At 68.8% G+C, this 25322-nt stretch carries 19 protein-coding genes and 1 tRNA gene; 9 read left to right on the top strand and 11 right to left on the bottom strand.

The features are described 5' to 3' along the window. Window positions 1–44: 44 nt before the first annotated feature. From AAG565_RS12655 to AAG565_RS12620, 8 genes are all read right to left on the bottom strand, one after another. Complete coding sequence (locus AAG565_RS12655) at window positions 45–1184, bottom strand: D-alanyl-D-alanine carboxypeptidase family protein (protein ID WP_348819969.1); 1140 nt, start codon at window positions 1182–1184, stop codon at window positions 45–47. A gap of 73 nt (window positions 1185–1257) precedes the next feature. Then, window positions 1258–2109: a septal ring lytic transglycosylase RlpA family protein gene (locus AAG565_RS12650; RefSeq protein WP_348819968.1), complete on the bottom strand. Its 852-nt coding sequence runs from the start codon at window positions 2107–2109 to the stop codon at window positions 1258–1260. Continuing rightward, window positions 2106–3119, bottom strand: coding sequence for a lytic murein transglycosylase (locus AAG565_RS12645; protein ID WP_348819967.1), 1014 nt, complete (start codon window positions 3117–3119; stop codon window positions 2106–2108). The genes AAG565_RS12650 and AAG565_RS12645 overlap by 4 nt, the downstream gene beginning before the upstream one ends. Continuing rightward, window positions 3116–4201, bottom strand: a complete 1086-nt coding sequence (gene rodA / locus AAG565_RS12640) for a rod shape-determining protein RodA (protein WP_348819980.1) — start codon at window positions 4199–4201, stop codon at window positions 3116–3118. The genes AAG565_RS12645 and rodA overlap by 4 nt, the downstream gene beginning before the upstream one ends. A 47-nt stretch (window positions 4202–4248) precedes the next feature. Then, on the bottom strand, window positions 4249–6177 hold the full coding sequence (mrdA, locus tag AAG565_RS12635) for a penicillin-binding protein 2 (protein ID WP_348819966.1): 1929 nt from the start codon (window positions 6175–6177) through the stop codon (window positions 4249–4251). 10 nt (window positions 6178–6187) lie between these two features. Then, window positions 6188–6673 (bottom strand): rod shape-determining protein MreD, encoded by a 486-nt coding sequence (mreD, locus tag AAG565_RS12630; RefSeq protein ID WP_348819965.1) that lies wholly within the window; start codon window positions 6671–6673, stop codon window positions 6188–6190. Continuing rightward, the gene (gene mreC, locus AAG565_RS12625) at window positions 6670–7560 is read right to left on the bottom strand and encodes a rod shape-determining protein MreC (RefSeq protein WP_348819964.1); all 891 of its coding nucleotides are present in this window, start codon (window positions 7558–7560) and stop codon (window positions 6670–6672) included. The genes mreD and mreC overlap by 4 nt, the downstream gene beginning before the upstream one ends. Before the next feature lie 101 nt (window positions 7561–7661). Further along, window positions 7662–8699, bottom strand: coding sequence for a rod shape-determining protein (locus AAG565_RS12620; RefSeq protein WP_348819963.1), 1038 nt, complete (start codon window positions 8697–8699; stop codon window positions 7662–7664). Between the two features lie 189 nt (window positions 8700–8888). Here AAG565_RS12620 and gatC point away from each other — a divergent pair, with 189 nt between their 5' ends. The 5 genes from gatC to AAG565_RS12595 all read left to right on the top strand — a co-directional run bounded on the left by gatC (window position 8889) and on the right by AAG565_RS12595 (window position 13529). Next, the gene (gene gatC, locus AAG565_RS12615) at window positions 8889–9176 is read left to right on the top strand and encodes an Asp-tRNA(Asn)/Glu-tRNA(Gln) amidotransferase subunit GatC (RefSeq protein WP_348819962.1); all 288 of its coding nucleotides are present in this window, start codon (window positions 8889–8891) and stop codon (window positions 9174–9176) included. Window positions 9177–9273: 97 nt separating this feature from the next. Continuing rightward, window positions 9274–10731, top strand: a complete 1458-nt coding sequence (gatA, locus tag AAG565_RS12610; RefSeq protein ID WP_348819961.1) for an Asp-tRNA(Asn)/Glu-tRNA(Gln) amidotransferase subunit GatA — start codon at window positions 9274–9276, stop codon at window positions 10729–10731. Window positions 10732–10743: 12 nt separating this feature from the next. After that, the gene (gatB, locus tag AAG565_RS12605; RefSeq protein ID WP_348819959.1) at window positions 10744–12204 is read left to right on the top strand and encodes an Asp-tRNA(Asn)/Glu-tRNA(Gln) amidotransferase subunit GatB; all 1461 of its coding nucleotides are present in this window, start codon (window positions 10744–10746) and stop codon (window positions 12202–12204) included. Further along, window positions 12201–13067, top strand: coding sequence for an Hsp33 family molecular chaperone HslO (locus AAG565_RS12600; RefSeq protein WP_348819979.1), 867 nt, complete (start codon window positions 12201–12203; stop codon window positions 13065–13067). Before gatB ends, AAG565_RS12600 begins: the two co-directional genes overlap by 4 nt. Continuing rightward, window positions 13068–13529, top strand: coding sequence for an SET domain-containing protein (locus AAG565_RS12595; protein WP_348819957.1), 462 nt, complete (start codon window positions 13068–13070; stop codon window positions 13527–13529). A 26-nt stretch (window positions 13530–13555) separates the two neighbouring features. Here AAG565_RS12595 and AAG565_RS12590 read toward each other — a convergent pair whose 3' ends face one another. After that, window positions 13556–14197, bottom strand: coding sequence for a cyclic nucleotide-binding domain-containing protein (locus AAG565_RS12590; RefSeq protein WP_348819956.1), 642 nt, complete (start codon window positions 14195–14197; stop codon window positions 13556–13558). Window positions 14198–14421: 224 nt separating this feature from the next. On the opposite strand from AAG565_RS12590, the gene AAG565_RS12585 reads away from it, so the two are divergent. The 4 genes from AAG565_RS12585 (at window position 14422) to AAG565_RS12570 (ending at window position 23617) form a co-directional block, all read left to right on the top strand. Further along, on the top strand, window positions 14422–16155 hold the full coding sequence (locus tag AAG565_RS12585; RefSeq protein ID WP_348819955.1) for a hybrid sensor histidine kinase/response regulator: 1734 nt from the start codon (window positions 14422–14424) through the stop codon (window positions 16153–16155). After that, window positions 16152–21815, top strand: a complete 5664-nt coding sequence (locus tag AAG565_RS12580; RefSeq protein WP_348819954.1) for an alpha/beta fold hydrolase — start codon at window positions 16152–16154, stop codon at window positions 21813–21815. The genes AAG565_RS12585 and AAG565_RS12580 overlap by 4 nt, the downstream gene beginning before the upstream one ends. A 108-nt stretch (window positions 21816–21923) precedes the next feature. Continuing rightward, window positions 21924–23168 (top strand): alpha/beta fold hydrolase, encoded by a 1245-nt coding sequence (locus AAG565_RS12575; protein ID WP_348819953.1) that lies wholly within the window; start codon window positions 21924–21926, stop codon window positions 23166–23168. 110 nt (window positions 23169–23278) lie between these two features. Continuing rightward, complete coding sequence (locus AAG565_RS12570; protein ID WP_348819952.1) at window positions 23279–23617, top strand: hypothetical protein; 339 nt, start codon at window positions 23279–23281, stop codon at window positions 23615–23617. A 320-nt stretch (window positions 23618–23937) separates the two neighbouring features. On the opposite strand, the gene AAG565_RS12565 is transcribed toward AAG565_RS12570, so the two are convergent. Both AAG565_RS12565 and AAG565_RS12560 read right to left on the bottom strand, forming a co-directional pair. Beyond that, a tRNA-Asn gene (locus AAG565_RS12565) sits at window positions 23938–24013 on the bottom strand. 80 nt (window positions 24014–24093) lie between these two features. Continuing rightward, window positions 24094–25278: a pyridoxal phosphate-dependent aminotransferase gene (locus tag AAG565_RS12560; protein ID WP_348819951.1), complete on the bottom strand. Its 1185-nt coding sequence runs from the start codon at window positions 25276–25278 to the stop codon at window positions 24094–24096. Window positions 25279–25322 lie beyond the last annotated feature (44 nt).

Below are 25322 nucleotides of genomic sequence, written 5' to 3'. Positions count from 1 at the left end.
CGACGGCGGTGCGGAGCGGCGGGGACACCGGTGGGCCGCTGCGCTTACCAGCCGAACCACAGGCGGATCGTGTCGATCAGCCAGTGCAGGAACCCGCCCTTGGGAACCTCGTCGAGGGCGACCAGCGGCACCGTCTTCAGGGTCTTGCCGTCGAGGCTGACGGTGGCGGCGCCCACCGTCTGGCCCTTGGCCAGCGGCGCGACCAGCGGTCCATCGATCTGCGTATCGATCCGCACGCGCTCGCTGCTGCCGCGCAACAGCGAGATGCTGACGGGTTCGAGCGTGCCGATGGCCACAGCATCGGCTGCGCCCTTGTACACCCGCACCGACTGGGCCGGCTTGTCGGCGCCGAGCAGATTCGCGGTCTCGAAGACGCGGAAACCGTAGTTGAGCAGCTCCAGGCTGGCCTGCTCGCGGTAGGCCCAGCTCTTGGCGCCCATCACCGCGGCGATCAGGCGGCGGCCGTTGCGCTGGGCCGACGTCAGCAGGCAGTAGCCGGCTTCCGAGGTGTGGCCGGTCTTGATGCCGTCCACGCTCGGGTCGCGGTTGAGCAGCAGGTTGCGGTTCGGCTGCTTGATCTTGTTCCAGGTGAACTCGCGCTCGGCGAACAGCGGGTACCACTCCGGGAAATCGTGGATCAGCGCACGCGCGAGGATCGCCAGGTCACGGGCGGTCGTGTAGTGGTCGGGATCGGGCAGGCCGGAGGCATCGACGAAATGGGAGTTCTGCATGCCGAGCCGGGCGGCGTACTGATTCATCAGTCCGGCGAACGCGGATTCGCTGCCGGCGACGTGCTCGGCGATGGCGATGGTCGCATCGTTGCCCGACTGGACGATGATGCCGCGCAGCAGGTCCTCGAGCCGGACCTGCGAGCCGACCTGCAGGAACATGCGTGACTCCGACGAGTCGATGCCCTGGCGCCAGGCCTTCTCGCTGATCAGCACGAGGTCGTCCGGCGACAGGCGCTTCTGACGGATCTCGTCGAAGACGATATAGCTGGTCAGCACCTTGGTGATGCTCGCCGGTGCGACACGCTGGTCGGCATTGCTCTCGGCGAGCACCTGCTGGCTGGCGTAGTCGTACAGGATGTAACTGCGCGCGGCGATCTCGGGCGGACTGGGCACCTGCGCCAGGGCCGGCAGAGCGAGGCTGAAAAGGCACAGGGTACGGATCAGGAGCTTCATTGCGGTGGGTAGGGGCGGGGACGGGGCGGCGCGCGGCCGGCGGCGATTTTATCGCAATGCAGCAATCGAGCCGCTACTGATGCATCCAGGTGGTCGTGTAGCCCTGGGCCTGCAGGCGGCTGCGCAGCGGTTCGGCGGCGGCGAGGTCGGCGAAGGGGCCGAGCACGACGCGATGCAGCGGCACGGCGCCCGCGGTCTCGTCGAGCAGGATCTGTACGCCGCCATGGCCCTGCTGGGCCAAAGTCTCGCGCAGGATCACGGCATTGATCGGATCGGCATAGGCGCCGACCTGCAGCCAGTTCTCGCGCGACGGTTCCGGAACCAGCGGATCGAGCGCGACGACTTCGACCTGCGTGCTGCCGTGGTGGAGCATGTCGAGCTTGGCGGCCGCGGCGTAGGACAGATCGATCACTCGACCCTTGTGGAACGGTCCGCGGTCGTTGACCCGTACGACGACGCTCTTGCCGGTGTCGAGCCGCGTGACGCGCACGTAGCTGGGGAGCGGCAGCGACTTGTGCGCGGCGGTCATCTGGTACATGTCATAGACCTCGCCGCTGGCGGTCTTCTGCCCGTGGAATTTCTTGCCGTACCAGGATGCGGTGCCGCGCTCGCGGAAACCCGCGGCACTGTCGAGCACGCGGTAGGTCTTGCCGAACACCTCATACACCGGCGCATTGCCGCTCGCCGATCTGGGTTCCGCGCGTGGGATCGCGTCCGGCGTCTCCTCGATCGCCGGCGGCACATCCTCGGGTCTGGGCGGCTCGTCCTTGGCCAGCGCGTAGCGCCCCGCATTGGGGTCCATGGAGTTGCGCGGCGGCAGCGGCGGCACCTCGGAGGACGGTCCGCGCGGCGGCGGCAGGCTGCTGCACGCGCCGAGCGTGAGCGCCAGCACCAGCGCCGCGGCAGGGGCGCCGATGCGTCTCAACGCGGCTCCTGTGCCGCCAACGCCGCTTCGATGCGCTGCGCCAGCTGCGCGACCGCCATGCCGTAGAACACCCGCGGGTTGTAGGTCATCACCGAATAAAAGTTGCGCATGCCCAGCCAATACTCGAAACCGCCATCGTCCAGCGGCAGCTCGATGAGTCCGACCGGCGTGTCGGCGGGCAGTTCCGTCTCCGCGCGGATGCTGAGCGCGGCGAGCTCGCCGCTGCGGTGGGTCACGCTGCGGCCATTGCGCGGGATCTTTTCGGCGGCCTTGCCGCCGACCACGGCGCGCACGACCAGCGGCTCGCCGCGCTGCCAGGCGCGCGCCGGATCGTACTGGGTGAGATAGCGCGCGATCGAGCCGATCGCATCGGGCAGCGACCACAGGTCGCGGCGGCCGTCGCCATCGAAGTCCAGCGCCAGCCGCCGGTAGTTGCTCGGCATGAACTGCGCCGCGCCCATCGCGCCCGCATAAGAGCCCTGCGGCCCCGTCGGTGCAAAGCCGAAGTCGCGGCAGAACGCGAAATACTCGGCGAGTTCGCCGAGGAAGAACGCATTGCGGGTCGGATGATCGAAGCCCTGCGTGCTCAGCGAGTCGAGCACACGCACCGTGCCGGTGATGCGGCCGTAGCGCGTCTCGATGCCGAGCACGCCCGCGATGACCGCCGGCGGCACGCCGAACTCTTCTTCGGCACGGGCAAACCACTGCGCGTGACTGCGCAGGATCTCGACACCGCCGCCGATCCGGCCGTCGTCGATGCGCCGCGCGTACTGGGTCCAGGTCTCCGTCTTCTCCGGGGCCTTCTGCTCCTGCTCGACGAGCTGCGGCAGCCGTTGCGCCAGTGACAGCGCCTGGCGGACCTGGTCGAGTTCCACGGCGCTGAACGCGTACTGCTGCTTAAGGCGCGCGAGCAGTTCGGGGGCTCGCGGATGCTCCGCATAGTCGGCCTGCGCGCTGCCGGCGCAGGTGAGCAGCCACGAAGCGAGAGCGATGCGGAGTCGTCGAGTCACTTGGCCAGCAGCTTGCGGTGCGTATGGATGGACATGAGCATACCGAAGCAGGCCAGCAGCGACACCGCCGAGGTGCCACCGTAGCTCACCAGCGGCAGCGGTACGCCCACGACCGGCAGCATGCCGATGACCATGCCGATGTTGATGAAGACGTAGACGAAGAAGGTCAGCGTCAGGCTGCCGCCGAGCACGCGCTCGAACGTGTTCTGCGCGCGCAGCGCGATCCACAGGCAGCGCCCGACGATGCACAGGTACAGGAACAGCAGCAGCAGGACGCCGAGCAGGCCGAGTTCCTCGGCGAAGACCGCGAAGATGAAGTCGGTATGCGCTTCCGGCAGGAAATCGAGCTTGGCCTGCGTGCCGTTGAGCCAGCCCTTGCCGAACAGACCGCCGGAGCCGATGGCGATCTTCGACTGCGTGATGTGATAGCCCGCGCCGAGCGGATCGCTCTCCGGATCGAGCAGCGTCAGGATGCGCTTGCGCTGGTAATCGTGCAGACGTTCCCACAGCAGCGGCGCGGCGGCGCCGACGGCCGCCAGCGCGCCGAGGATCCAGCGCCATTGCAGGCCGGCGAAGAACAGCGCGAAGCCGCCGGCGGCGATGATCAGCAGGGAGGTGCCGAGATCGGGCTGTTTGATGATCAGCGCCGCGGGCAGTCCGATCAGCGCCAGCGTGACCAGAATCGTCGGCAGGCTCGGCGGCAGCCTGCGGGTATGCAGGAACGCGGCGACCGTGACCGGCATCGCCAGCTTCATCAGCTCAGAGGGCTGGAAGCGCAGGACCCCCAGATCGAGCCAGCGCTGCGCCCCCTTGGCGGAGTCGCCGAGCACCAGCACCAGCACCAGCAGCAGCACGGTCAGGGCGTAGCCCCAGGGCACGACGGTGCGGTAGATGTCCGGCGGTGCCTGCGCCACGGCGATCATCGCCATCACGCCCAGCAGGATGCGCTGTGCCTGGCTCCACACCGCCGGCATCGAGTGACCGGAGGCGGAGTACTGCACGAAGATGCCGACGCCCGCCAGACACAGCAGCATGATCAGCAGCGGCAGGTCGATGTGCCAGGTTTCCAGCCAGTCGCTCATGCCCGGCTCGGGCTTGCGCGGCCGTGTGGCGTGCAGGACGTGCGCGATCATTCATCCACCTCCGTGGGCTGCGGCTCCGGTGCGGTGAGCTCCGCGGCGCTGCGGCCGTAGCGGATCTCGCCGAGCAGATACTGGTCCATCACCTGGCGCGCGATCGGCGAGGCCGCCGAACCGCCGTGTCCGGCGTGTTCGGCGATCACCGCGACGGCGATGCGCGGATCGTCGGCGGGCGCAAACGCGATGAACAAGGCGTGATCGCGCAGGTGGCGCGGCGTCGCCTCCAGCGTCGGCGCGACCTTCTCGTCCTGGCGCAGGCCCGCGACCTGCGCGGTGCCGGTTTTCGAGGCGATCCGGTACGGTGCGTCCCTGCCGATGCGATAGGCGGTGCCGCCGGCCGCGTGTGTCACGTCCTCCATCGCCTTGATGACGGTGTTCCACGAACGACCGTCCTTGAGTTCGATGGGGGGCAGCGGCTCCGGCGCGACGGTTTCGCGGTTCTTGCTGATCGGATCCTCGATCGCGCGCAGGACGTGCGGCTTGAAGCCGCCGCCGCGCATGGCGATGCGCGCCGTCATCTGCGCCAGCTGCAGCGGCGTCACCAGCGTGTAACCCTGGCCGATGCCGATGTTGAGGGTCTCGCCCGGGAACCAGGCTTCCTTGCGCACGCGCTGCTTCCACTCGCGCGACGGGAACAGGCCGCCCTTTTCCAGCGGCAGGTCGAGCCCGGTCGGCCGGCCCAGGCCGAACTCGCCCATCGCCCGGGCGATGTGGTCGATGCCCAGGCTCAGGGCCAGCTGGTAGAAGTACACGTCGCAGGAGCGCATGACGCCGGCCGCCATGTCCATCCAGCCGTGTCCGGTGCGTTTCCAGCAGCGGTACTTGCGCGACGATCCGGGCAGCGTCATCTCGCCGCGGCAGAACTCGCGGTGATCGGGATCGACCGCGCCGAATTCGAGACCGGCGAGAGCCATCGCCGGCTTGATCGTCGAACCCGGCGGGTAGGTGCCCTGCAGGGCGCGATTGAACAGCGGCCGCCCGGGATCGTCGAGCAGGGCCTTGTAGCTGGCCGCGTCGATGCCCTCGACGAACGGCTGCGGGTCGTAGCCCGGCTTGCTGACCAGTGCGATGACCTCGCCGTTGCGCGGGTCGAGCGCGACCACCGATCCGGTCAGGTCGCCGAGCGCCTGTTCGGCGACGAGCTGCACCTGCGCGTCCAGTGAAAGATACAGATTGCGGCCCGGGTAGCCCCGGCGGTAGTCGAGCTCGCGCAGTGGCCGGCCGTAAGCGTTGGCTTCGATGATCTTCGCGCCGGGCTGTCCGCGCAGCAGGTCCTCGTGACTCTTCTCGACGCCGACCTTGCCGATCTGATTGATGCCCTGGAAGCTGCGCTCGTCGGCCTGCTGCAGCTCTTCCTCGGTGATGCCGCCGACGTAGCCGACGACGTGCGCGCCGCTCGCGCCGAGCCGGTAATTGCGGGTCAGCCCGGCGGTGACCTCGACGCCGCGGAACTCGTGGCGGCGGATCTCGTAGGCGGCCACTTCCTCCATCGACAGGTTCGAGCGCAGCGGCACGCCGCGATAGCGCGGCGACTTGCGCACCCGGTCACGGAAGCGCTGGATGTCGGTTTCGGTCAGGTGGACCAGTTGCCCGAGCCGGGTCAGCAGACCCTTCATGTCATCGACCTGCTCCGGCGTGATCTCGAGCACGAACGACGGCTGGTTCTGGGCGAGGATGGTGCCGTTGCGGTCGTAGATCAGCCCGCGCACCGGCGCCACCGGCACCACGCGCATGCGGTTCTGGTCGGCACGCGTCGAGAAGTATTCGTGCCGCGCGACCTGCAGGTCGAAGAGCCGGACGACCAGCGCGATCAGGCCGAGCGCGACCAGGAAGCCGGCGAACAGGCTCCTCGACAGGAACGTCGCACGCTCCGCCTGGACGTTCTTGAGCGATTCGCGGCGCCGGCGCCGGGCCATCATGCCGGGCCGCTCACTCGTCGTCCGGTGTCTGGCGCAGCGCTTCCATGACGCTGAACAGCAGCGGCCAGAACAACGTGGTGGACAGCGCCGGCAGCCAGCGCAGCCAGGGATCGGCGTTGTGCTGGGTCGCGCCGTCCACCCAGAACATCAGGAAGCTGTACAGGGCCCAGGCCGGGATCAGCGCGAAGGTGGCCTGCCACAGCGGGAACAGGATGAAGATGCCGCGCAGACGCTCGACGATATAGACGACGAACACCAGTCCGAGCGAGTGCTGGCCGAGCGCGGTGCCGAACAGCACGTCCATCAGCAGACCGACGACGAAGGCCGGAAACAGCGTGGCCAGGCGCGGTTCGCGCAGCGCCCAGTACGCGAACATCAATGGCACCCAGGCCGGCCGTGCCGCGGCCAGCACGTCGGGCAGCCGGATCAGCTGCAGCGCCAGTGCGACCAGCAGGCTGAGCAAGAAGCCGAGGATCAGATTGCGGGTGGGTGTCACGGCCGGGGTTCGTCGGGATGGAGCTCGGCTTCATGGTTGTCCATGCGATAGCTCTCGCTCCACACCAGCAGGGCCTGGCGCCCCTGATTGAGGTGGGCGGCCGGCGTGGCGTAGGCCTCCATGAAATGTTCGCCGGCGACGTGCTTGACTTCATAGACCGTGCCGACCGGATAACCGGCCGGAAAGCGTCCGCCGAGCGCCGACGACACCAGCAGGTCGCCGACCTGGATGTCGGCGTTGCTGGCGAGGAAGGGCAGGCGCAGCCCGAGTTCGCCGCTGCCGATGGCGATGGTCTGCATGCCGGTGCGGTTGACCTCGACCGGGATGCCGTGATCCGGGTCGGTGATCAGCAGGGCCTTGGATTGCAGCGGACTGACGTCGATCACCTGGCCGAGCACGCCGTGCGCGTCGATCAGGGCCTGGCCGCGATAGACCTGGTGGCGCGTGCCCTTGTTCAGCGTGATCTGGTTGCGGTAAGGATCCTGGCTGATGCCGATGATCTCGGCGATCAGCACCTCGTCCTCGATGCGGCCGGCCGAGGCGAGCAGTTCGCGGATGCGCCGGTTCTCCGCTTCCAGCGCTTCGAGCTTCTGCAGCCGCGCCTCCAGCAGCAGCTGCTTTTCGCGGAACTCGCGGTTCTCACGCTGCAGGGTCTCGCGGCTGTCGAGATTCTCCGCGGCCGACATCAGCCCGCTGGGCAGGGACACCAGCCACACCAGTGGCGTCAGCATGAACGACAGCGAGGTCCGCACCGGCTGCAGGCCGTCGCCGCGCGAGTCGTTGAAGATCAGCGCGACCGACACCGCGGCCAGGAAGAACGTGCGGAGGCCCAGACCCGGTCCGCGTGGGAACAACGGTCGGCGATGGGTCTCGGGCAGCGTGTTCAAGTCGGGAAAGCCAGTTTGCAGGTCGCAGGCTGCAGGTCGCAGACAGGGGACACGCCTTTACTCTGCAGCCTGCGCCCCGCAGCCTGCAACCGCCGTAGCCTTCAGTCCAGGCTGTAGAAATCCGACTGCCGGTCGAGCATGTCCAGCACCATGCCGCCGCCGCGCGCGACGCAGGTCAGCGGGTCGTCGGCGATGATCACCGGCAGGCCGGTCTCTTCGGAGATCAGCTTGTCGAGGTCGCGCAGCAGGGCGCCGCCCCCGGTCAGGACGATGCCGCGCTCGGCGACGTCGGAGCCCAGTTCCGGCGGCGTGCGTTCGAGCGCCTGCTTGACCGCCTTGACGATGCCGGACAGCGGCTCCTGCAGCGCGTCGAGGATCTCGTTGGAGTTCATCGTGAAGTTGCGCGGCACGCCGGCGGCCAGGTGGCGGCCGACGACGTCGATCTCCTGCACCTCGTGGCCCGGGAAGGCGGTGCCGATCTGGATCTTGATGCGCTCGGCGGTGGCCTCGCCGATCAGCATGTTGTACTGGCGGCGCACGTAGGAGACGATCGATTCGTCGAACTTGTCGCCGCCGATGCGCACCGACTCGGCATAGACGATGCCGTTGAGCGAGATCACCGCGACTTCCGAGGTGCCGCCGCCGATGTCCACCACCATCGAGCCGCGCGCCTCGCCGATCGGGATGCCGGCGCCCAGCGCGGCCGCGATCGGCTCCTCGATGACCCAGACCTTGCGCGCGCCGGCGTTTTCGACCGACTCGCGGATCGCACGACGCTCCACCTGGGTCGAGCCGTAGGGCACGCAGACGACGACGCGCGTCATCGGCCGCATCATCCGGCCCTTCTGCACCTTGCGGATGAAGTGCTGCAGCATCTTCTCGGTGACGGTGTAGTCGGCGATCACGCCGTCACGCAGCGGGCGCACCGTGGTGATGTTGGTCGGCGTGCGGCCGAGCATCTGCTTGGCCTCGATCCCGACCGCCTCGACCTTCTTGGCGCCGCGCGCGTCCATGCGGATCGCGACCACCGAGGGCTCATTGAGGACGATGCCTTCGTCACGCACATAGACCAGCGTGTTGGCGGTGCCCAGGTCGATGGACAGGTCATTGACAAACAGACGGCGGACGGCGTCGAACATCGCGTGTGGCCTGGTAGGGTTGGGTGAGGGATCCGGAAGGCGAATAACAATGCGCCCGCCGGTCCGGCGGGCGGCACAATCCATGTAGAATTGTGCATTCGCACATCTTAAACGATTTTCCCGCCGTGACCGACTCCCCGCCGGTCGGCGGCGACCCCGCATGAACAGACCCTGAAGGATGGGCCCGACATGAGCCTCACCGCCGAACAAGTCCAGCAAGTCGCCCACCTCGCCCGGCTCGGCCTGCAGCCGGCGCAGGTCGAGCCTTACGCCCGCCAGCTGTCCGACATCCTGCAGATGGTCGATCAGCTGTCGCGGGCGCAGACCGACGGAGTCGAGCCGATGGCGCACCCCCTGGAGATGCAGCAGCGCCTGCGCCCGGACGCCGTGACCGAGGGCGACCGGCGCGAGGCTTTTCAGGCCATCGCGCCGGCAGTCGAGAATGGTCTGTACCTGGTGCCGAAGGTCATTGAATAAATCCGTGACAGGTGACACGTGACGGGCGATTCGTAGCCATCGCGCACGAGTCCGCCATTCGCGAGTCGCCAGTCACCAGTCACGAGTCACGACAGGAATGCACACACTCTCCATCAAAGAACTGGCCGCCGGCCTGCGGTCGCGCAAGTTCAGCAGCCGCGAGCTGACCCAGCATTATCTGAAGCGCATCGAGTCTCTCGATCCACAGCTCAACAGCTACATCACCGTGACCGCCGAGCGTGCGCTGGCGCAGGCCGATGCGGCCGACGCGAAGCTGGCACGCGGCGAGGGCGGCGCCTTGACCGGCATTCCGCTCGCGCAGAAGGACATCTTCTGCACCGAGGGCGTGAAGACCAGCTGTGGCTCGCGCATGCTCGACCGCTTCGTCGCGCCTTACGACGCGACGATCGTCAGGAAGCTGCATCAGGATGCCGGCATGGTGATGCTCGGCAAGTGCAACATGGACGAGTTCGCGATGGGCTCGTCGAACGAGACCAGCTGGTACGGACCGGTCAAGAATCCCTGGGACGTGACGCGCGTGCCCGGCGGCTCGTCGGGCGGCTCGGTCGCCGCGGTCGCGGCGCGACTCGCGCCGGTGGCCACGGCCACCGACACCGGCGGCTCGATCCGCCAGCCCGCAGCGCTGACCAATCTCACCGGCATCAAGCCGACCTACGGGCGCGTGTCGCGCTACGGCATGATCGCGTTCGCCTCCAGCCTCGATCAGGCCGGCGTCGTCGCGCGCAGCGCGGAGGACGCGGCCCACGTGCTGCAGGCGATGTCCGGCTTCGATCCGCTGGATTCGACCAGCGTCGAACGGCCCGTGGACGATCTCGTCGGCGGACTCGGCCGCTCCATCAAGGGACTGCGGATCGGTCTGCCCAAGGAATACTTCGCCGAAGGCCTGGCGCCGGCGGCGCGCGAACGCGTGATGGCCGCGGTGAGGCAGTTCGAGGCGCTCGGCGCGGTGATCTCCGAGATCTCGCTGCCCAACTCGCCGCTGTCGGTGCCGACCTATTATGTCGTCGCCCCGGCCGAGGCCAGCTCCAATCTCGCGCGCTACGACGGCGTGCGCTACGGTCATCGCGCCGCGGACGCGAAGACGCTGGAAGAGATGTACAAGCGCTCGCGCGGCGAAGGCTTCGGCGCCGAAGTGCAGCGCCGCATCATGATCGGCACCTACGTGCTCAGCCACGGCTACTACGATGCCTACTACCTGAAGGCACAGAAGGTGCGCAAGCTGATCTACGAGGACTTCAAGCGCGCGTTCGCGTCGGTCGATCTGGTGCTCGGTCCGACTGCGACCGACGTCGCCTTCAAGCTCGGTGCCAAGACCGACGACCCGGTCGCGATGTACCTCAACGACATCTACACGATCGCCGCGAACCTCGCCGGCATTCCGGCGATGTCGCTGTCCTGCGGCTTCGTCGATGGATTGCCCGTGGGCCTGCAGCTGATGGGCAATTACTTCGACGAGGCGCGCCTGCTCAACGCCGCGCACCAGTACCAGCAGGCGACGGATTTCCACACGCAGATGCCCAAGGCATTCCAGTAAGGGCGCGACGACATGGCATACGACACTTCCACCTGGGAAGCAGTGATCGGCCTCGAGGTCCACTGCCAGCTGCTGACGAAATCGAAGATCTTCTCGGGTGCATCCACGACCTATGGCGCGGCGCCGAACACGCAGGCCGACGCGGTGACGCTCGGCCTGCCCGGCGTGCTGCCGGTGCTCAACGCCACCGCGCTGGAGATGGCGGTGAAGTTCGGCTTGGCGATCGACGCGCAGATCGCCGAGCGCTGCGTGTTCGCGCGCAAGCACTATTTCTATCCGGATCTGCCCAAGGGCTACCAGATCTCGCAGTACGAGCTGCCGATCGTCGCCAAGGGCCATCTCGACATCGAGCTGCCCGGCGGCGAGACCAAGCGCATCGGCATCACGCGCGCGCACATGGAAGAAGACGCCGGCAAGTCGCTGCACGAGGGCTTCGTCGGTACGACCGGCATCGACCTCAACCGTGCCGGCACGCCGCTGATCGAGATCGTCTCCGAGCCGGACATCCGCTCGGCCGCGGAGGCCGTGGCCTATCTGAAGAAGCTGCACCAGCTGGTCGTGTACCTCGGCATCTGCGACGGCAACATGCAGGAAGGCTCGTTCCGCTGCGACGCCAACGTCTCCGTGCGTCGCAAGGGCGAGACGAAGTTCGGCACGCGCACCGAGACCAAGAACGTCAACTCGTTCCGTTTCGTCGAGAAGGCGATCGAGTACGAGATCGAGCGCCAGATCGAGGTGATCGAATCCGGCGGCAAGGTCGTGCAGGAGACGCGCCTGTTCAACCCGGACACCGGCGAGACGCGGGCGATGCGCAGCAAGGAGGAGGCGATGGACTATCGCTACTTCCCCGACCCGGACCTGCTGCCAGTGGTCGTCGGCACCGCCGAGATCGAACGCATCCGCGCGACGATGCCGGAACTGCCGGAGGCCAAGAAGACCCGCTTCATGACGCAGTACGGATTGTCCAAGTACGACGCCACCGTGCTCACGGGCGAGGCCGCGCTCGCCGACTACTACGAGGCCGTGGTCAAGACCTCCGGCGCGGACGCCAAGCTGTGTGCCAACTGGGTCAGCGGCGATCTGCTCGGCGCACTGAACAAGCTGGGCAAGGACATCGGTTCCTCACCGGTGAGCGCCGCGATGCTCGCCGGCCTGCTCGTGCGCCTCGCCGACAAGACCATCTCCGGCAAGATCGCCAAGGATGTCTTCGAGGCGATGCTCGCCGGCGAGGGGGGAAGCGATGCTTCCGCCGCCGACGCCATCATCAAGGCCAGGGGTCTGGTGCAGATCACCGACGAAGGACCGATCCTCAAGGCCATCGAGGACGTCATGGCGAAGAACCCGCAACAGCTCGCCGACTACCGCGCCGGCAAGGACAAGCTGCTCGGCTTCTTCGTCGGCCAGGTGATGAAGGCCACGCAGGGCAAGGCCAACCCGGACCTGGTCAACAAGCTGCTGAAGGAAAAGCTCTGAACCAGCTCGCCGAATTCCTGTTCCCGGAGCTGGGCGCGCGTGGCGCCATCGTCGAGTTCGACGAGGGGATCGACGCGATGCTCGGCTCGCGGCCGTATCCGCCCGACGTGCGTCGCCTGCTCGGGCAGGCGGTCGCGGCGATGCCGCTGCTCGCCGCCAACACCAAGTTCGAAGGCCGCATGAGCCTGCAGTTCCAGGGCCAGGGCGCACTCAGGATGCTGGTCGCGCAGATCGAGAGCAGCCTGCAGGTGCGCGGTATGGCCAAGTGCGACGCTGGGGCGCAGGGGAACTTCGAGGCCCTGATGGGTGGTGGTCTGCTCGGCCTGTTGCTCGAACCGGCGCGCGGAGAGCAGAACTACCAGGCGATGGTGGCGATCGAGGGCGGCAGCCTCGCGGCCGCACTGGAGCACTACTACGCGCACTCGGAGCAGATTCCCTCGCTCATGCGCCTGGCCGTCGGTGACGGCCGCATCCGCGGCATCGTGCTGCAGCGCCTGCCCCTGGGCGAGAAGCACAGCAGCCCGGCAAACTGGGAGCACCTGGCGGCGCTGTTCGCCACGCTCGGCGAGGACGAGCTGGCCGCGACCGACGCCGCGACGATCCTGCGCCGGCTGTTCCATGCCGAGACGCTGCGCCTGTTCGAGCCGCGGCCGGTGCATCTGGCCTGCCGCTGCAACCGCCGCAGCATCGCGACGATGCTGCTGTCCCTGGGCGAGAATGAACTCCACGAGCACATCGCCGAGCACGGACGGTTCGACGTGACCTGCGAATTCTGCGGTCGCCAGTACCTGTTCACGGCCGCCGACGTGGACGAACTGTTGCTGGCCGCGCGCACGCAGCCGGGCACTTCGACGAGGCACTGAGTGATCATCCCGCGTTACCACGTCGCCGAGTCGCTCATCGCGGGTGCGGGCCGGGGCCTGTTCGTCGATGAAGCGGTCGCGCGTGGCGCGGTCATCATCGCGCCGGACGGGGTGCACACGGTGTGGCCGGAGGCGCGCCTGCGCCAGTACCCGCCCGACTCCCGGGAAGTGCAATCCAGCGTGCGCTGGTTCGAGAACTGGTTCTCGCTGACACCCGAATGGAGCGACGAGTGCTACGTCAACCACTCGTACACGCCGACTGCGCTCTGGCACCTCGGCTTCATCTTCGCGCTGGATGACGTCCCAGCCGGCACCGAAGTGACGATGGACTATCGCTACGTGATCGGCGACGGCGAGCGCATGCCCTTTGCCGACGCACAGACCGGGCGCGAGATCGTCGGCTTGCCGTGGGCCGAGGCGTTGACCGCCTCGGCCACGATCCTGGCGAAGTTGAAGCGCTGATCAGGCGCCGACGTGAACGCCCGGGATTACGCCGCGCCCGAGAGCGCGGCGGTGCGGGCACCGTACACCAGGATGTTGCGGCCCTGATCCTTGACCAGCCCATCGCTGCGCAGCTTCTTGAGCGCACGGCCGGCCATTTCGCGTGAGCAGCCGATGTGGCGGGCGAGTTCGACGCGGCTGATGCGCACGACGGCGCCGTTCGGGTGCGGCAAGGCGCCGGGCTTGTGGCTCAGGCGCCGCAGCGCCTGGGACAGCCGTCCGGTGACGTCGAGGAAGGTCTGCTGGGCGACGCGCTGGCTGACTTCGCAGAGGCGTCGCGCGAGCTGTGCCGCGACCTCGAACATGAAATCGGGATGGGAGCGGGCGAAGCCGCGCAGTTCGGAGCAGCCGATCTCGGCGACCAGCGTCGCGCCGCGCGTCCGCACCAGCGCACCATTGAGGTCCGCGCCGGGGAACAGGCAGGCTTCACCGAAGAATTCGCCGGGATTGAGGTAGGCCAGCACGATCTCGCGGCCGTTGCTGTCCTCCAGCATCAGGCTCACCGAGCCCTTGAGCACGAGGAACAGCGACTGCGGTGACTCGCCGCTGTGCACGATGGTGTGCCGCGGCGGCAGGCTGCGCTTGAGTGACTGGGCAATGAATGCCTGAATTTCCGGTCTGTCGAACATCGCAACCTCCGCGGCCGTGCTGGGGATGGCGCACAGACTGGTCGCACGTGCGCATCGGCACAATTGGCCGGATGGCTAGGGTCCACCGCCCGGGACCCTAGCCATCCGGCTAATACCCGGACCGCAGGGCAAGGGGTATCTTTGGGCGTCGCCGCTCGCGCCCGAGTCAGATCCGGGACGTGAATCCAGAACCGGAAACCATGCAGCCGCACAGCGCAGACCAGATGGATTCAGAACCCGTGTTGCGTTCGCCGCAGGGCGAACTGGTGCTGCTGATCGCCAATCAGGCGCGGCGCATTCCGACGCAGCGCTACCTGACCAGCATCCTGATGGGCCTGCTGCTGATGCTGTACGTGCCGGCCGCCCTGTCGCTCGCCTGGATGCTGGCGGTGTACTGGCTGGTCATGCTGCGCACGCAGATGATCATGAAGCTCGAGGCCGATGCCACGCGCAGCGACGTCGACAAGCTGCGGCGCATGACCGGGCTGTACGCGCTGACCGGCGTGGCTCAGGTGGCGGTGGTGGCGTTTTTCCCGCTCGTGCCGGTGCTGATCCAGGCGGTGATCACGATCTACCTGGTCGGCGTGTGTTCGGCCACGCTGCAGGCCACGGCCGGCTATCGCCCGATCTGCCTGCCGTACACGCTGATCATGATGGTGCCGCTGGCGATCGCCTGGGGCGTCACGCCCGGCGACGAGACCGGCCATCTGGAACGGCTGATCTTCGCGGCGCTGACCCTGGTCTACATCACCGCGCTGCTCGGCCACGCCAAGGGTCTGTACGCGGTGTTCCTGGAGTCCTACGACATCCGTATGCAGCGCGTCGAGCTGAACAATCGCCTGCGCGAGGCGCTGGCCAACGCGGAGTCGGCGAACCAGGCGAAGACGCGCTTCCTCGCCTCGGCGAGCCACGACCTGCGCCAGCCGATCCATGCCCTGTCACTGTTCAGCGGCTCGCTGCAGATGCGACCGATGGACGGGCGCACCGCCGCGATCGCCCGCCAGATCGACCTCGCGGTGAAATCGCTCGGCTCGCAGCTCGACGCGCTGCTGGACATCTCGCGGCTGGACGCCGGGGTGATCGAGCGCTCGATCTCGACGGTGGACCTGTGCGGCCTGGTGGCGCAGCTCGCCGACGAGTTCCGGCCGCAGGCCGAAGGCAAGGGCCTGCGGCTGCGCGCGCGCTGCGAGACCGGCATGTACGTGCGCACCGATCCGACGCTGATGCAGCGCATCCTGCGCAACCTGCTGTCCAACGCCATCAAGTACACCGACCATGGCCACGTCGAGATCGTGGTCGAGCGTGTCGGTGCGCATTACCGCGTGCGCGTCACCGACACCGGGCAGGGCATCCCGGCGTCCGAGCACCAGCACATCTTCGAAGAGTTCTATCAGCTGCAGAACCCGGAGCGGGATCGCAGCAAGGGGCTGGGCCTGGGCCTGGCCATCGTCAGGAGGCTGACACAGATGCTCGACATCGAAATCAAGCTCGACTCCGCGCCGGGCCGGGGCAGCAGCTTCTGGGCCGACCTGCCCGCGGTGCGCAGTGAAACGAGTCCGTTCCCCGAAGCGCCCGAAGCGACGGATCCAGCATCGCCCGGGGTGAAGATCCTCGTCGTGGACGACGAGGAGGCGATCCGCGTCGGGATGAAGACGCTGCTCGAGGAAATGGGCTTCGCGGTCCAGGCGGTGGCCTCGACCGACGCGGCGATCGACGCCTCGCGTCTGTTCCAGCCGTCGGTCGTGCTCGCCGACTGGCGGCTGCGTGGCGATGACAGCGGCCTGCACACGATCAAGGCGCTGCGCATGGTCTGGCCGCAGCTGCCGGCGCTGCTGATCAGCGGCGACACCGCGCCGGACCGGCTGCGCGAAGCGCGCACCGCCGGCGTGGAGCTGCTGCACAAGCCGGTCGATGCGCTGCAACTGCGCGACTCCATCCTCAAGGCCGTGCAGGCATGACCGGCTGGCAACCGGAGCCGAGTCGCAAGACGACGCGCTGGTTGTCCCGGGAAGCGGCGGAACTGTTCGCCGATGCGCGGCGCTGCGCTGCGACGCCGGACGGCATCGAGCCGGCCTTCGACGTGCTCGTCATCGGCAGCGGTTACGGCGGCGCGATCGCTGCTGCCGAACTGGCCGGCTGGCGCGCGGCGTCCGGGCAGCCGGCGCGCATCGCGCTGATCGAGCGCGGCCGCGAGTACCTGCCCGGTGCGTTTCCGTCGCAGCTGTCCGAGCTGCCGACGCAGCTGCGCGGCGGTTTTGCCAACCGCAGGCGCGGCGGCGAAGGGCTGTTCGACATCCGCGCCGACGGTGATCTGGGCGTCGTGCAGGCCAACGGCCTGGGCGGCGGTTCGCTGATCAACGCCGGCGTGATGGAGGCGCCGCGGCCGGAGGTGTTCGATGCGCGCTGGCCACAAGCCCTGCGCGGCGGTGCCGCGCTCGCCGGCTGCTACGACGAGGCGCGCCGCATGCTCGGTGCGGTGCTGCCGGATGGCCGGCCCAACCGGATCGACGTGCACGCGGCGCACGGCCAGTCGCTGCCGGCGAAGACGCGTGTACTGTGCGACATGGCGCCGCAGCCGGATGCCTTCCGCCTGGCGAGCCTCACGGTGGCGATGCGCGACGGCCCCAGCGCCGGCGGCGTGCAGCTGCACGCCTGCAAGCGTTGCGGCGACTGCGTGACCGGCTGCAATCACGGCGCCAAGGAATCGCTCGACACCAACCTGCTGGTGCGCGCGGCGCAGGGCGGTGTGGAGATCTGGTGCGGCGCGACCGCGCTGCGGCTGCAGAGGCCGCGCGGCCGCGGCGAGTGCTGGGCCGTGCAGCTCGCGCACACCGACGAGCGCCTGGCGCTGCGCGAGGCCCGCGAATTCTGGGTCGGTGCGCGCCGCGTGATCCTCGCGGCCGGCAGTCTGGGCTCGACCGAGATCCTGCTGCGCACGCGCGAGACCTGCGCCGACCTCAAGTTCTCTGCGCAGCTCGGCCGCCGCTTTTCCGGCAACGGCGACAGCATCACCTTTGGCTATGGGTACGGCGATACGGCGCGGGCCAATGCCGTGGCGGACGAGGATCAGCCGCCGGGCCAGCGCGAGATCGGGCCGACCATCACCGGCCTGATCCACACGCAGGCCGGCCCGGCGCAGGCGCCGCGCAAGTGGCCGATCGTGATCGAGGAGATGGCCGTGCCGGGGGCCCTGCGTCGCGCCGCCGAGGAAGTGATCACGACTGCGGATGTCCTGCGCCGGCTCGACGAGTGCGACCGCAGCCCGCATGTCGCGGGCCATCCGCCGGACGACGGCTTTGCCGTGCACCGCGAACGCATCCGCGACATGTCGATCTTCGCGGCGATGGGCGACGACGGTGCCGGCGGGCAGCTGCGCCTGAGCCCGGGTGGTGAGCGTGCCGCGCGCGACGGCCAGATCGACATCGTCTGGCCAGAGCTGCGCACGCTGCCGCTGTTCGATGCGCAGGTGGATCGCATCGGCGAGCTGGCGCGAGGCGCGAAGTATCGCGGGCGCACGCTGGCCAATCCGCTGTGGCGGCCGCTGCCGGAGCGGATGGCGCGGATGCTGGGGCTGCGCGACGGCACGCCGGTGACGGTGCATCCGCTCGGCGGCTGTCCGATGGCCGACCGCGTCGCCGACGGCGTGGTCGATGATTGCGGGCGCGTCTATGACGCGGGCCCGGTCGATCCAGAGCAGTCTTTTCACGACGGGCTGTACGTGCTCGACGGCGCGATCCTGCCGTGCGCGCTGGGCATCAACCCGGCGCTGACCATCGCGGCCGTCGCGCTGCGTGCCGTGCGCGTGCTGCGCAGCGAGTGGCAGTGGCGAGCGCCGGCGCCGGAGACGCCGGCGGCGGCACCGCCGCTCGTGCGGCCGATCCTGCGCGATGTCGAACACGAGACGCGCAGCCGCGCGGCGCGGTCCGGCAACGGGACCGTCGTCGGCATCAGCGAACGGCTGTCCGGTGCCGTGTTCCTGCGCGACCGTCGCGGCATCCGCCGCCGGTGCCGCGTCGAACTGACGCTCAGCTACACGCCCAAGCGCCTGAGCCAGCTCTACACGCCCGACGCCGCAGGCCGGTTGAGCGCTGCGTCGCTGGACGTGCGTGCCGAACCGGCATCCGCGACGCGGCTGCGCATCTTCCTGCACGACGAGTGGGAACGCATACAGAAGTCGGGCCTGGATGCGGCGGCGCGCGAACGCCTGGAAGCGGCTGCCGCGCGCAGCTACGAGTTGTCCGGCACCCTGACGCTCCTGCAGCGGGCGCCCAGCCGCGCGTGGCGGCGTGTGCTGTGCGCGGGCCTGGCCTGGGCCGGCAACCGCGGCGTGCGTGATGTCTGGCGCAGTTTCACCGGTGCCGAGGCCGCGCCGGCGCAGGGCTGGCGCGCGTACATCAGTGGCCTGATCCGCCTGGCCAGCCGCGCCGGTGAGATCCGCTGCTTCGACTACGCGCTGCGCATCGGCGCCGAGATTCCCGGCCCCACCGCCGATGCGGGTGCGCGCTTCGACGCGGGCGCGGACCTCGTCGGTGGCGCGATCGTCGGCGGCAAGCGCATCCGTTACACGCGCCAGGGCAATCCCTGGCGGCAGTTGCAGGAGCTGCGTCTGAGCGAGTTCGCCGGCAGGCTGGCGCGACCGCGCTCGGCAGTGCTGGCGCTGGACCCGCGGTACTTCGCCGAGCGCAGCCATCCGCTGCTGCGCATCGAAGCGCAGCGCGATCACGTCGAGGCGCTGGCCGACCTCGCGTCGCTAGCCGCCTACGTGCTGCGCATGATGCTGTCGATCCACGTCTGGAACACGCGCAAGCCCGATCCGCCGACGCCGCGCCGCGTGCAGCGCCTGCCGGGCGCGCTGCCGGGCTTGCCGGAACCGCAGCGGCACTGGATCGAGGTCGATCGTCTCGGCGCGCAGCCGGTGCAGCTGTGCCTGACGCGCTACCGCAGCGACGCCCCGCCGGCCGGCGCCCCGACAGCGCCGGTGCTGCTGATCCACGGCTATAGCGCCAGCGGGACGAGCTTCGCGCATCCCGCCCTCAAGCCCGGGCTGGCGCGAGATCTGGCCCGCGACGGCCGCGACGTCTGGGTCGCCGACCTGCGCAGCAGTGCCGGACTGCCGACGGCGACGCAGCCGTGGACGATGGAGCAAGTCGGCCTCACCGACATCCCCGCGGCGGTCGATTTCATCTGGCAGCGCACCGGCCGACGGCCGATCGACGTCGTCGCGCACTGCATGGGCGCGGTGATGCTGAGCATGGCGGTGCTGTCGGCGCGCAAGACTGCCGACGAGCTGGTCGAGCTGCTGCGGCCGCGCGGCGCCGATCCGGCGTCGGTGCCGATCGATCGCTTTGCCGAGGCCCGGCGCGCGCTGCCGCAGCGGCTGCGCCGCGTCGTGCTGTCGCAGAACGGCCCGGTGATGGTGATGAGCCAGCAGAACGTGTTCCGCGCCTACGTGATGTCGTACATCGAGGCGCTGTTCGGTCCGCTGCGTTACGACTTCCGGCCGGACGCCGAGCCGGGCCTGGCGATGCAGCTGTTCGACCGCCTGCTCGCCGGCCTGCCGTATCCCGACGAGGATCTGCGGCGCGAGAACAATCCGCGCGTCTGGCGGCACCTGCGCTTCGTCGGCACGCGCCATCGCATGGACGCGCTGTACGGGCGCACGTTCTCGCTGAAGAACCTCGACGACGAAGTGCTGGAGCACATCGACGACCTGTTCGGCCCGCTGAGCCTGGATACCGTCGCGCAGGTGATCCACTTCGCGCGGCTGGAGACGATTGCCAGCCGCGCCGGCCGCAACCGCTTCGTCAGCGCGCAGGCCCTGCGCGAGTGCTGGACGTTTCCGACGCTGGCCGTGCACGGCACCGAGAACGGACTGGCCGACATCGCCACGCTGTACCGCTTCGAAGCGGTGATGAAGGCAGCCGGCCGTGATGTGCGCATCCAGCCCCTCGAAGGGCAGGGACATCAGGACAGTCTGATCGGCACGCGTTCACTCGAAACCTTCGCGCACATCCGCAGATTTCTCGACGCGGATGCCGCTGCGGAGGGCGCAGCGCCCATGCGTCGCTGCTTCGCGCAGCCGCCGGCCTTCGGCCCGATCCTCGGCCTCGACGCGCAGCAGCGGCTGCACGCCGGCATCGGCACTTCTCCGCGTCTGGGCGCGCCGCAGGCGCTGTGCGTGCTGCCGATCGAGCGGGTCGGCGAACGCTGGGAATACGCCGGTCCGCTGCGCCGCCTGGGGATGACCCTCGCGCAGACGCTGCAGCCGGTTCCCGCAGGCGGCGAGTGGTTCGCGTTCCCGCTGCCGGCGTGGACGCGGACGGTGCCACGGACGCTGCTGCTCTTCATCTACGCCTCGTCCGCTGCGCCGACCGACGCCGAGCTCGCGGCTGCCGTCGCGGCAGCGCTGGGCAGGCTCGCAGCTGGAGCGCGTGACGAGCGTCTGGGTTGCATCGAGACCGGCGCCGCGGCATCGCCGACGGCACCGCTGCGGCTGGCGCTGGGCAGTTGCGGCTATCCGCCGGGCATCTTCAACCATGTGCCCGCTGCGGACGCCTGGCGGCGGCTCAACGCACGCCTCGATCGCGGCGCGGGTCCGCACCTGCTGCTGCTGACCGGTGATCAGGTGTACGTGGATGCGACCGCCGGACTGTTCGATCCGGTGCAGGCGCACGATCGCTTCGCGCGGCCGCACGAGGCCTGGCTGCACGACACCGAGGTGCGCGACGCGCTGCGCCGCGTGCCGGCGCTGACGCTGCCCGACGATCACGAGATCGACGACAACTGGCAGCCGGTGGCCGGCCGTCCCGGCGATCCGGTGTACGACGCCAACGAGCGCCTGCGCCGCGACGGCATTGCCCACTTCGAGCGCTACCAGCGTCCCGCCGGACCTGCGCCCGGTCGTGGCGGCGGCGACCAGTCGCTGCAGTTCGACTGTGCCGGCGTGCGCCTGTTCATGCTCGACACGCGCACGCAGCGCCGGCTGCGTTCGGTGGCGCGGCCCGATGCGCCGATGCTCGACGAGCTGCAGCAGTGGCCGGCGCTGCGGCGCTGGCTGCTCGATCCAGCGTACCGCGACGTTCCCAAGCTGATCGTGTCCCCGGCGGCGCTGCTGCCGCGCCATCGGCGCGCGACGCGCGCCCGGCCCGTCTTCGGACCGCCCGACACGGGCGTGCACGCCGCGCTGCGCGCTGACGGCTGGGACGGCTACCCCGACACGTTCTACCGGCTGCTCGCGCTGATCGCCGAGCATCGCATCCCGCGCGTCGTGTTCCTGTCCGGCGACGAACATCTGGGCCTGCTGGCCGAGGCGCGCTTGCGCGGGCCGCGGCACGCGCCGGGCGAACGCGGCGTGCGCCTGCTGTCGATCCACACGCCGGGACTGAACACACCGTACCGCTTCGCCAACGCGCAGGAGGCCGACTTCATCCTGCGCGAACGCTTCCGCTTCGCCAGCGCCGGCAACGACCGCTACGCCTGCGCGCTGCGCACCGAGACGTTCTCCGGCGCCGGATTCACCTGGATCACGCTGGAACGCGACGGCAAGGGCTGGTCGCTGGTCGTCGAGTTCGACGACGGCAGCGGCAGTCCCGGTCGCCGGCGCCGTTTCGACCTTTGACGTTCCGGATGGGCCAGGCCGCCATGCCTTTCTGACGCTGCGGCGCTCGCCGCCGCAGCCGGCCGCATGCACACTATTTGCTCAACCGGTTGGCAAGGCTTGCGTCCGATGAGCGACGGCATCACCCAGGAACTGCGTCACCGCGGCTTGCAGCTCAACGAGCGCATCGCCGCGTGGCTCGACAACGGCTTCGAGTGGCTGTTCATGCGCGGCTTTCTCGTGCAATCCGGCTCGACGCCCTACGAGACCCTGATCGACGGCGACCCGATGTCGCTGCGCTACTACCCGCTGCCGGAATCGGCGTCGATCGAGCTGGCCGACGGCGCGCGCATGGCGGTCCGACGGCAGCGGCATCCGGTGCCGCTGCTGCTGGTGCCGCCGCTGGGCGTGACCACGGAAGTGTTCGACCTGCTGCCGCAGCGCAGCCTCGTGCGCTACATGGCCGCGCGCGGCTTCCACACGTATCTGGTGGACTGGGGCAGGCCGGAGCGGCGTCATGCGCAGCTGTCGCTGCGCGACTACGCCGTGGACATGCTCGGCCAGGCGATCGCCGAAGTGCGCCGCCACAGCGGCGCGCAGCCGGTGTCGGTGATGGGCTGGTGCATGGGCGGACTGCTGGCACTGATGCACGCCGGGGCCACGCGCGACCGCAACATCCGCAACCTGATCACCGTCGCCAGCCCGATCGACATGCGCAGCAGCGGCGTCATGGCGCAGGCCGCGCGCGTGCTCAATGCCTCGGCACGCCTGATCCGCCGCTTCACCTCGTTCCGGCTCGACCGGCTCGACCCGGCGCACCTGCAGGCGCCGGGCTGGACGACGACGCTGGCGTTCAAGCTGACCGCGCCGCTCGCCAGCCTGACGCCCTACTGGGATCTGCTGACGCGCCTGGCCGACCGCGACTACCTCGAAGTGCACGCGACGACGTCCGACTACCTCGACAACATGCTGATGTACCCGGCCGGCGTCGTGCGCGACATGCTGGTGCGGGTCGTTGTCGATAACCGTCTGGCCGAGGGCAGCATCCCGCTCGGTGACATCCACGCGGATCTGTCGGCGGTACGCGCCAAGCTGCTGGTCTACGCCGGCGAAACCGATCACCTGGTGCCGGCGCAGATGGCGCAGAAGAGCCTGGAACTGGTCGGCAGCAAGGACAAGACCTTCCGCATCGCGCCGGGCGGTCACATGGGCGTGATCCTCGGCGGCCGCGCGCAACGCGAAGTCTGGGAACCCTGCGCGCAATGGCTCGACGCGCGCAGTGAGCTCAGCCGACGCAGCGCCAGGCCCAGCGCCGCCGACGAGACCCAGCGCCGCGTGCGCGCACGCCGGCTGGCCGACGACGTGACCCTCTGAACCGCCCCGCGGGATCCGGCCGGCCGGTCGGGCTGGCCCGCCGGCGAATGGACCCGTATACGGGACTGGAGTACCGTAGGTCCGTGCGGCTGCGAGCCACGGAGGGGGCGATGGATCTGCGCGAAGCCGAGACGCTCGTCGAGGAACTGCGACGGCTCATGGACGGTGGTCCGGGCGAGAATCCCGCAGGCCTGCAGCGGGTCAGCGAAATCTGCTGGACCCTCCACGACTCCGAACGCTGCAATCCGAACCTCGCCGATCGACTGGCGCAAGCGCGCAGGATGTTCGAACTCTGGTTCTCCCTTCGCGCGTGGCAGCAGTGGGGCGCGGACGGGACAGGGGCAAGAGCCCTGCTCGGCGATGATCTCAGGCACCTCGACCTGGCCGTCGCTGCCTGCTTCGGCGAGGACCCAGGCCAGAACGTGCCAGGTCTCGACGCGCGACTCTGATCTGGCGAAGCGGTCTTCTAGAGGTTGCGTAGGAAACGAGGTTTGGCCTCGATCGAGAAAGTAGGCATGACCCCGTCGCCGTCCGCGTCATTGTCGCCAATCACCAGCGTCGCGGGCGCGTCTGTGCGCCCGGCGATGTGATCCACCTGGGAGTCCGCGTCGATGCTCAGAAGGTATGCACATTTCTCGCCGGAACATCTCCGCGGCTATGCGGACGGTTTCGGCGAGCGGGTGCAGTTGCACTAGGGCCGATGGTTACGATCTGGCTACGGAAGGGGCAAACAAGAAGGGCCTGCATTGCTGCAAGCCCTTGTTTGTTCTGGCTCCGCGAGTTGGACTCGAACCAACGACCCGCTGATTAACAGTCAGCTGCTCTACCGACTGAGCTATCGCGGAACGGTAGAAGGACGCGAATTGTAGTGATCTGATCCCGGGGCCGCAATGCTTGCGGCCCCGGAATGTGCAGATCACCGAAATCAGCCGGCGACGAGGGCCTTCATGCGTTCGACGCTGCCCTTGAGCACCTTGTCGGAGGTGGCGAAGGACAGGCGCAGGTGGCCCGGCGCGCCGAAGGCGGAGCCGGGCACGACGGCGACCAGCGCCTTTTCCAGCATCAGGTTCGACAGCTCCAGATCGGTCTTGCAGCCGAGCCGGGTCATCATCCCCTCGACGTTGGGGAACGCGTAGAACGTGCCGTCGCCGGGCAGGCAGTGCACGCCCGGCACGGTGTTGAGATCAGCCACCAGCGCGTCGTGACGCGCCTTGAAGGCCTTGACCATCTCGGTGACGCAGGCCTGGTCGCCGGACAGCGCGACTTCGGCAGCGACCTGCGCGATCGAGTTCGGGTTGGACGTGCTCTGCGACTGGATGTCGGCCATCGCCGTGATCAGCCTGGCCGGGCCGCAGGCCCAGCCGATGCGCCAGCCGGTCATCGAGTAAGTCTTCGACACCGCATGGATGACGACGGTGCGCTCGTACAGGTCCGGGCAGGCGTTGATGATGTTGCTGTACGGCTCGCCGGTCCACAGGATCTTTTCGTACATGTCATCGGTGGCGATGACGATCTGCGGATGCCTGCGCAGCACCTCGCCCAGTGCGGTCAGCTCGGCCTTCGAATAGGCCATGCCGGACGGGTTGGACGGCGAGTTCAGCCAGATCATGCGGGTGCGCGGGCTGATCGCGCGTTCGAGCTGTTCCGGGGTGATCTTGAAGCGCGCTTGCGCGGTGGTCTCGATGAACACTGGCGTGGCGTCGGCGAGCAGCACCATGTCCGGATAGCTGACCCAGTACGGCGCCGGCACGATCACCTCGTCGGTGGCGTTGAGCAGCGCCTGGCACAGGTTGTAGCAGGACTGCTTGCCGCCGTTGGAGACGAGGATCTGGTTGGGCTTGTAGTCGAGCGCGTTGTCGCGCCGCATCTTGTCGATGATCGCCTTCTTCAGCGACGGCGTGCCGCCGACGGCGGTGTACTTGGTGAAGCCCTTGTTGATGGCTTCGTGCGCGGCCTGCTTGATGTGCTCCGGCGTGTCGAAATCGGGCTCACCGGCACCGAGCGAGAGCACGTCCTTGCCCTGGGCCTTGAGTTCCGCGGCCTTGGCGGTGACGGCGAGTGTGGGCGAGGGCTTGATGCGGCCGACGCGCTGAGCGAGGGAGAGTTCCACGTTGACGTCCCGGGGTGTCCACAAACGGGGCGGGATGATACTGG

It is taken from the genome of Fontimonas sp. SYSU GA230001 (genome assembly GCF_040066175.1).
Taxonomy (GTDB): domain Bacteria; phylum Pseudomonadota; class Gammaproteobacteria; order Nevskiales; family Nevskiaceae; genus Solimonas.
Note: the sequence above shows the minus strand (reverse complement) of the source record. Positions and strands in the feature narration are given on the sequence as shown.

Excerpts from the sequence above, each read along its gene's own strand:
- mrdA (WP_348819966.1), bottom strand. The coding sequence starts at position 6,177 with ATGATGGCCCGGCGCCGGCGCCGCGAATCGCTCAAGAACGTCCAGGCG.
- AAG565_RS12580 (WP_348819954.1), top strand. The coding sequence starts at position 16,152 with ATGACCGGCTGGCAACCGGAGCCGAGTCGCAAGACGACGCGCTGGTTG.
- gatB (WP_348819959.1), top strand. The coding sequence starts at position 10,744 with ATGGCATACGACACTTCCACCTGGGAAGCAGTGATCGGCCTCGAGGTC.
- AAG565_RS12575 (WP_348819953.1), top strand. The coding sequence starts at position 21,924 with ATGAGCGACGGCATCACCCAGGAACTGCGTCACCGCGGCTTGCAGCTC.
- gatA (WP_348819961.1), top strand. The coding sequence starts at position 9,274 with ATGCACACACTCTCCATCAAAGAACTGGCCGCCGGCCTGCGGTCGCGC.
- AAG565_RS12620 (WP_348819963.1), bottom strand. The coding sequence starts at position 8,699 with ATGTTCGACGCCGTCCGCCGTCTGTTTGTCAATGACCTGTCCATCGAC.
- AAG565_RS12655 (WP_348819969.1), bottom strand. The coding sequence starts at position 1,184 with ATGAAGCTCCTGATCCGTACCCTGTGCCTTTTCAGCCTCGCTCTGCCG.
- rodA (WP_348819980.1), bottom strand. The coding sequence starts at position 4,201 with ATGAGCGACTGGCTGGAAACCTGGCACATCGACCTGCCGCTGCTGATC.
- AAG565_RS12585 (WP_348819955.1), top strand. The coding sequence starts at position 14,422 with ATGGATTCAGAACCCGTGTTGCGTTCGCCGCAGGGCGAACTGGTGCTG.
- gatC (WP_348819962.1), top strand. The coding sequence starts at position 8,889 with ATGAGCCTCACCGCCGAACAAGTCCAGCAAGTCGCCCACCTCGCCCGG.
- AAG565_RS12590 (WP_348819956.1), bottom strand. The coding sequence starts at position 14,197 with ATGTTCGACAGACCGGAAATTCAGGCATTCATTGCCCAGTCACTCAAG.
- AAG565_RS12570 (WP_348819952.1), top strand. The coding sequence starts at position 23,279 with ATGGATCTGCGCGAAGCCGAGACGCTCGTCGAGGAACTGCGACGGCTC.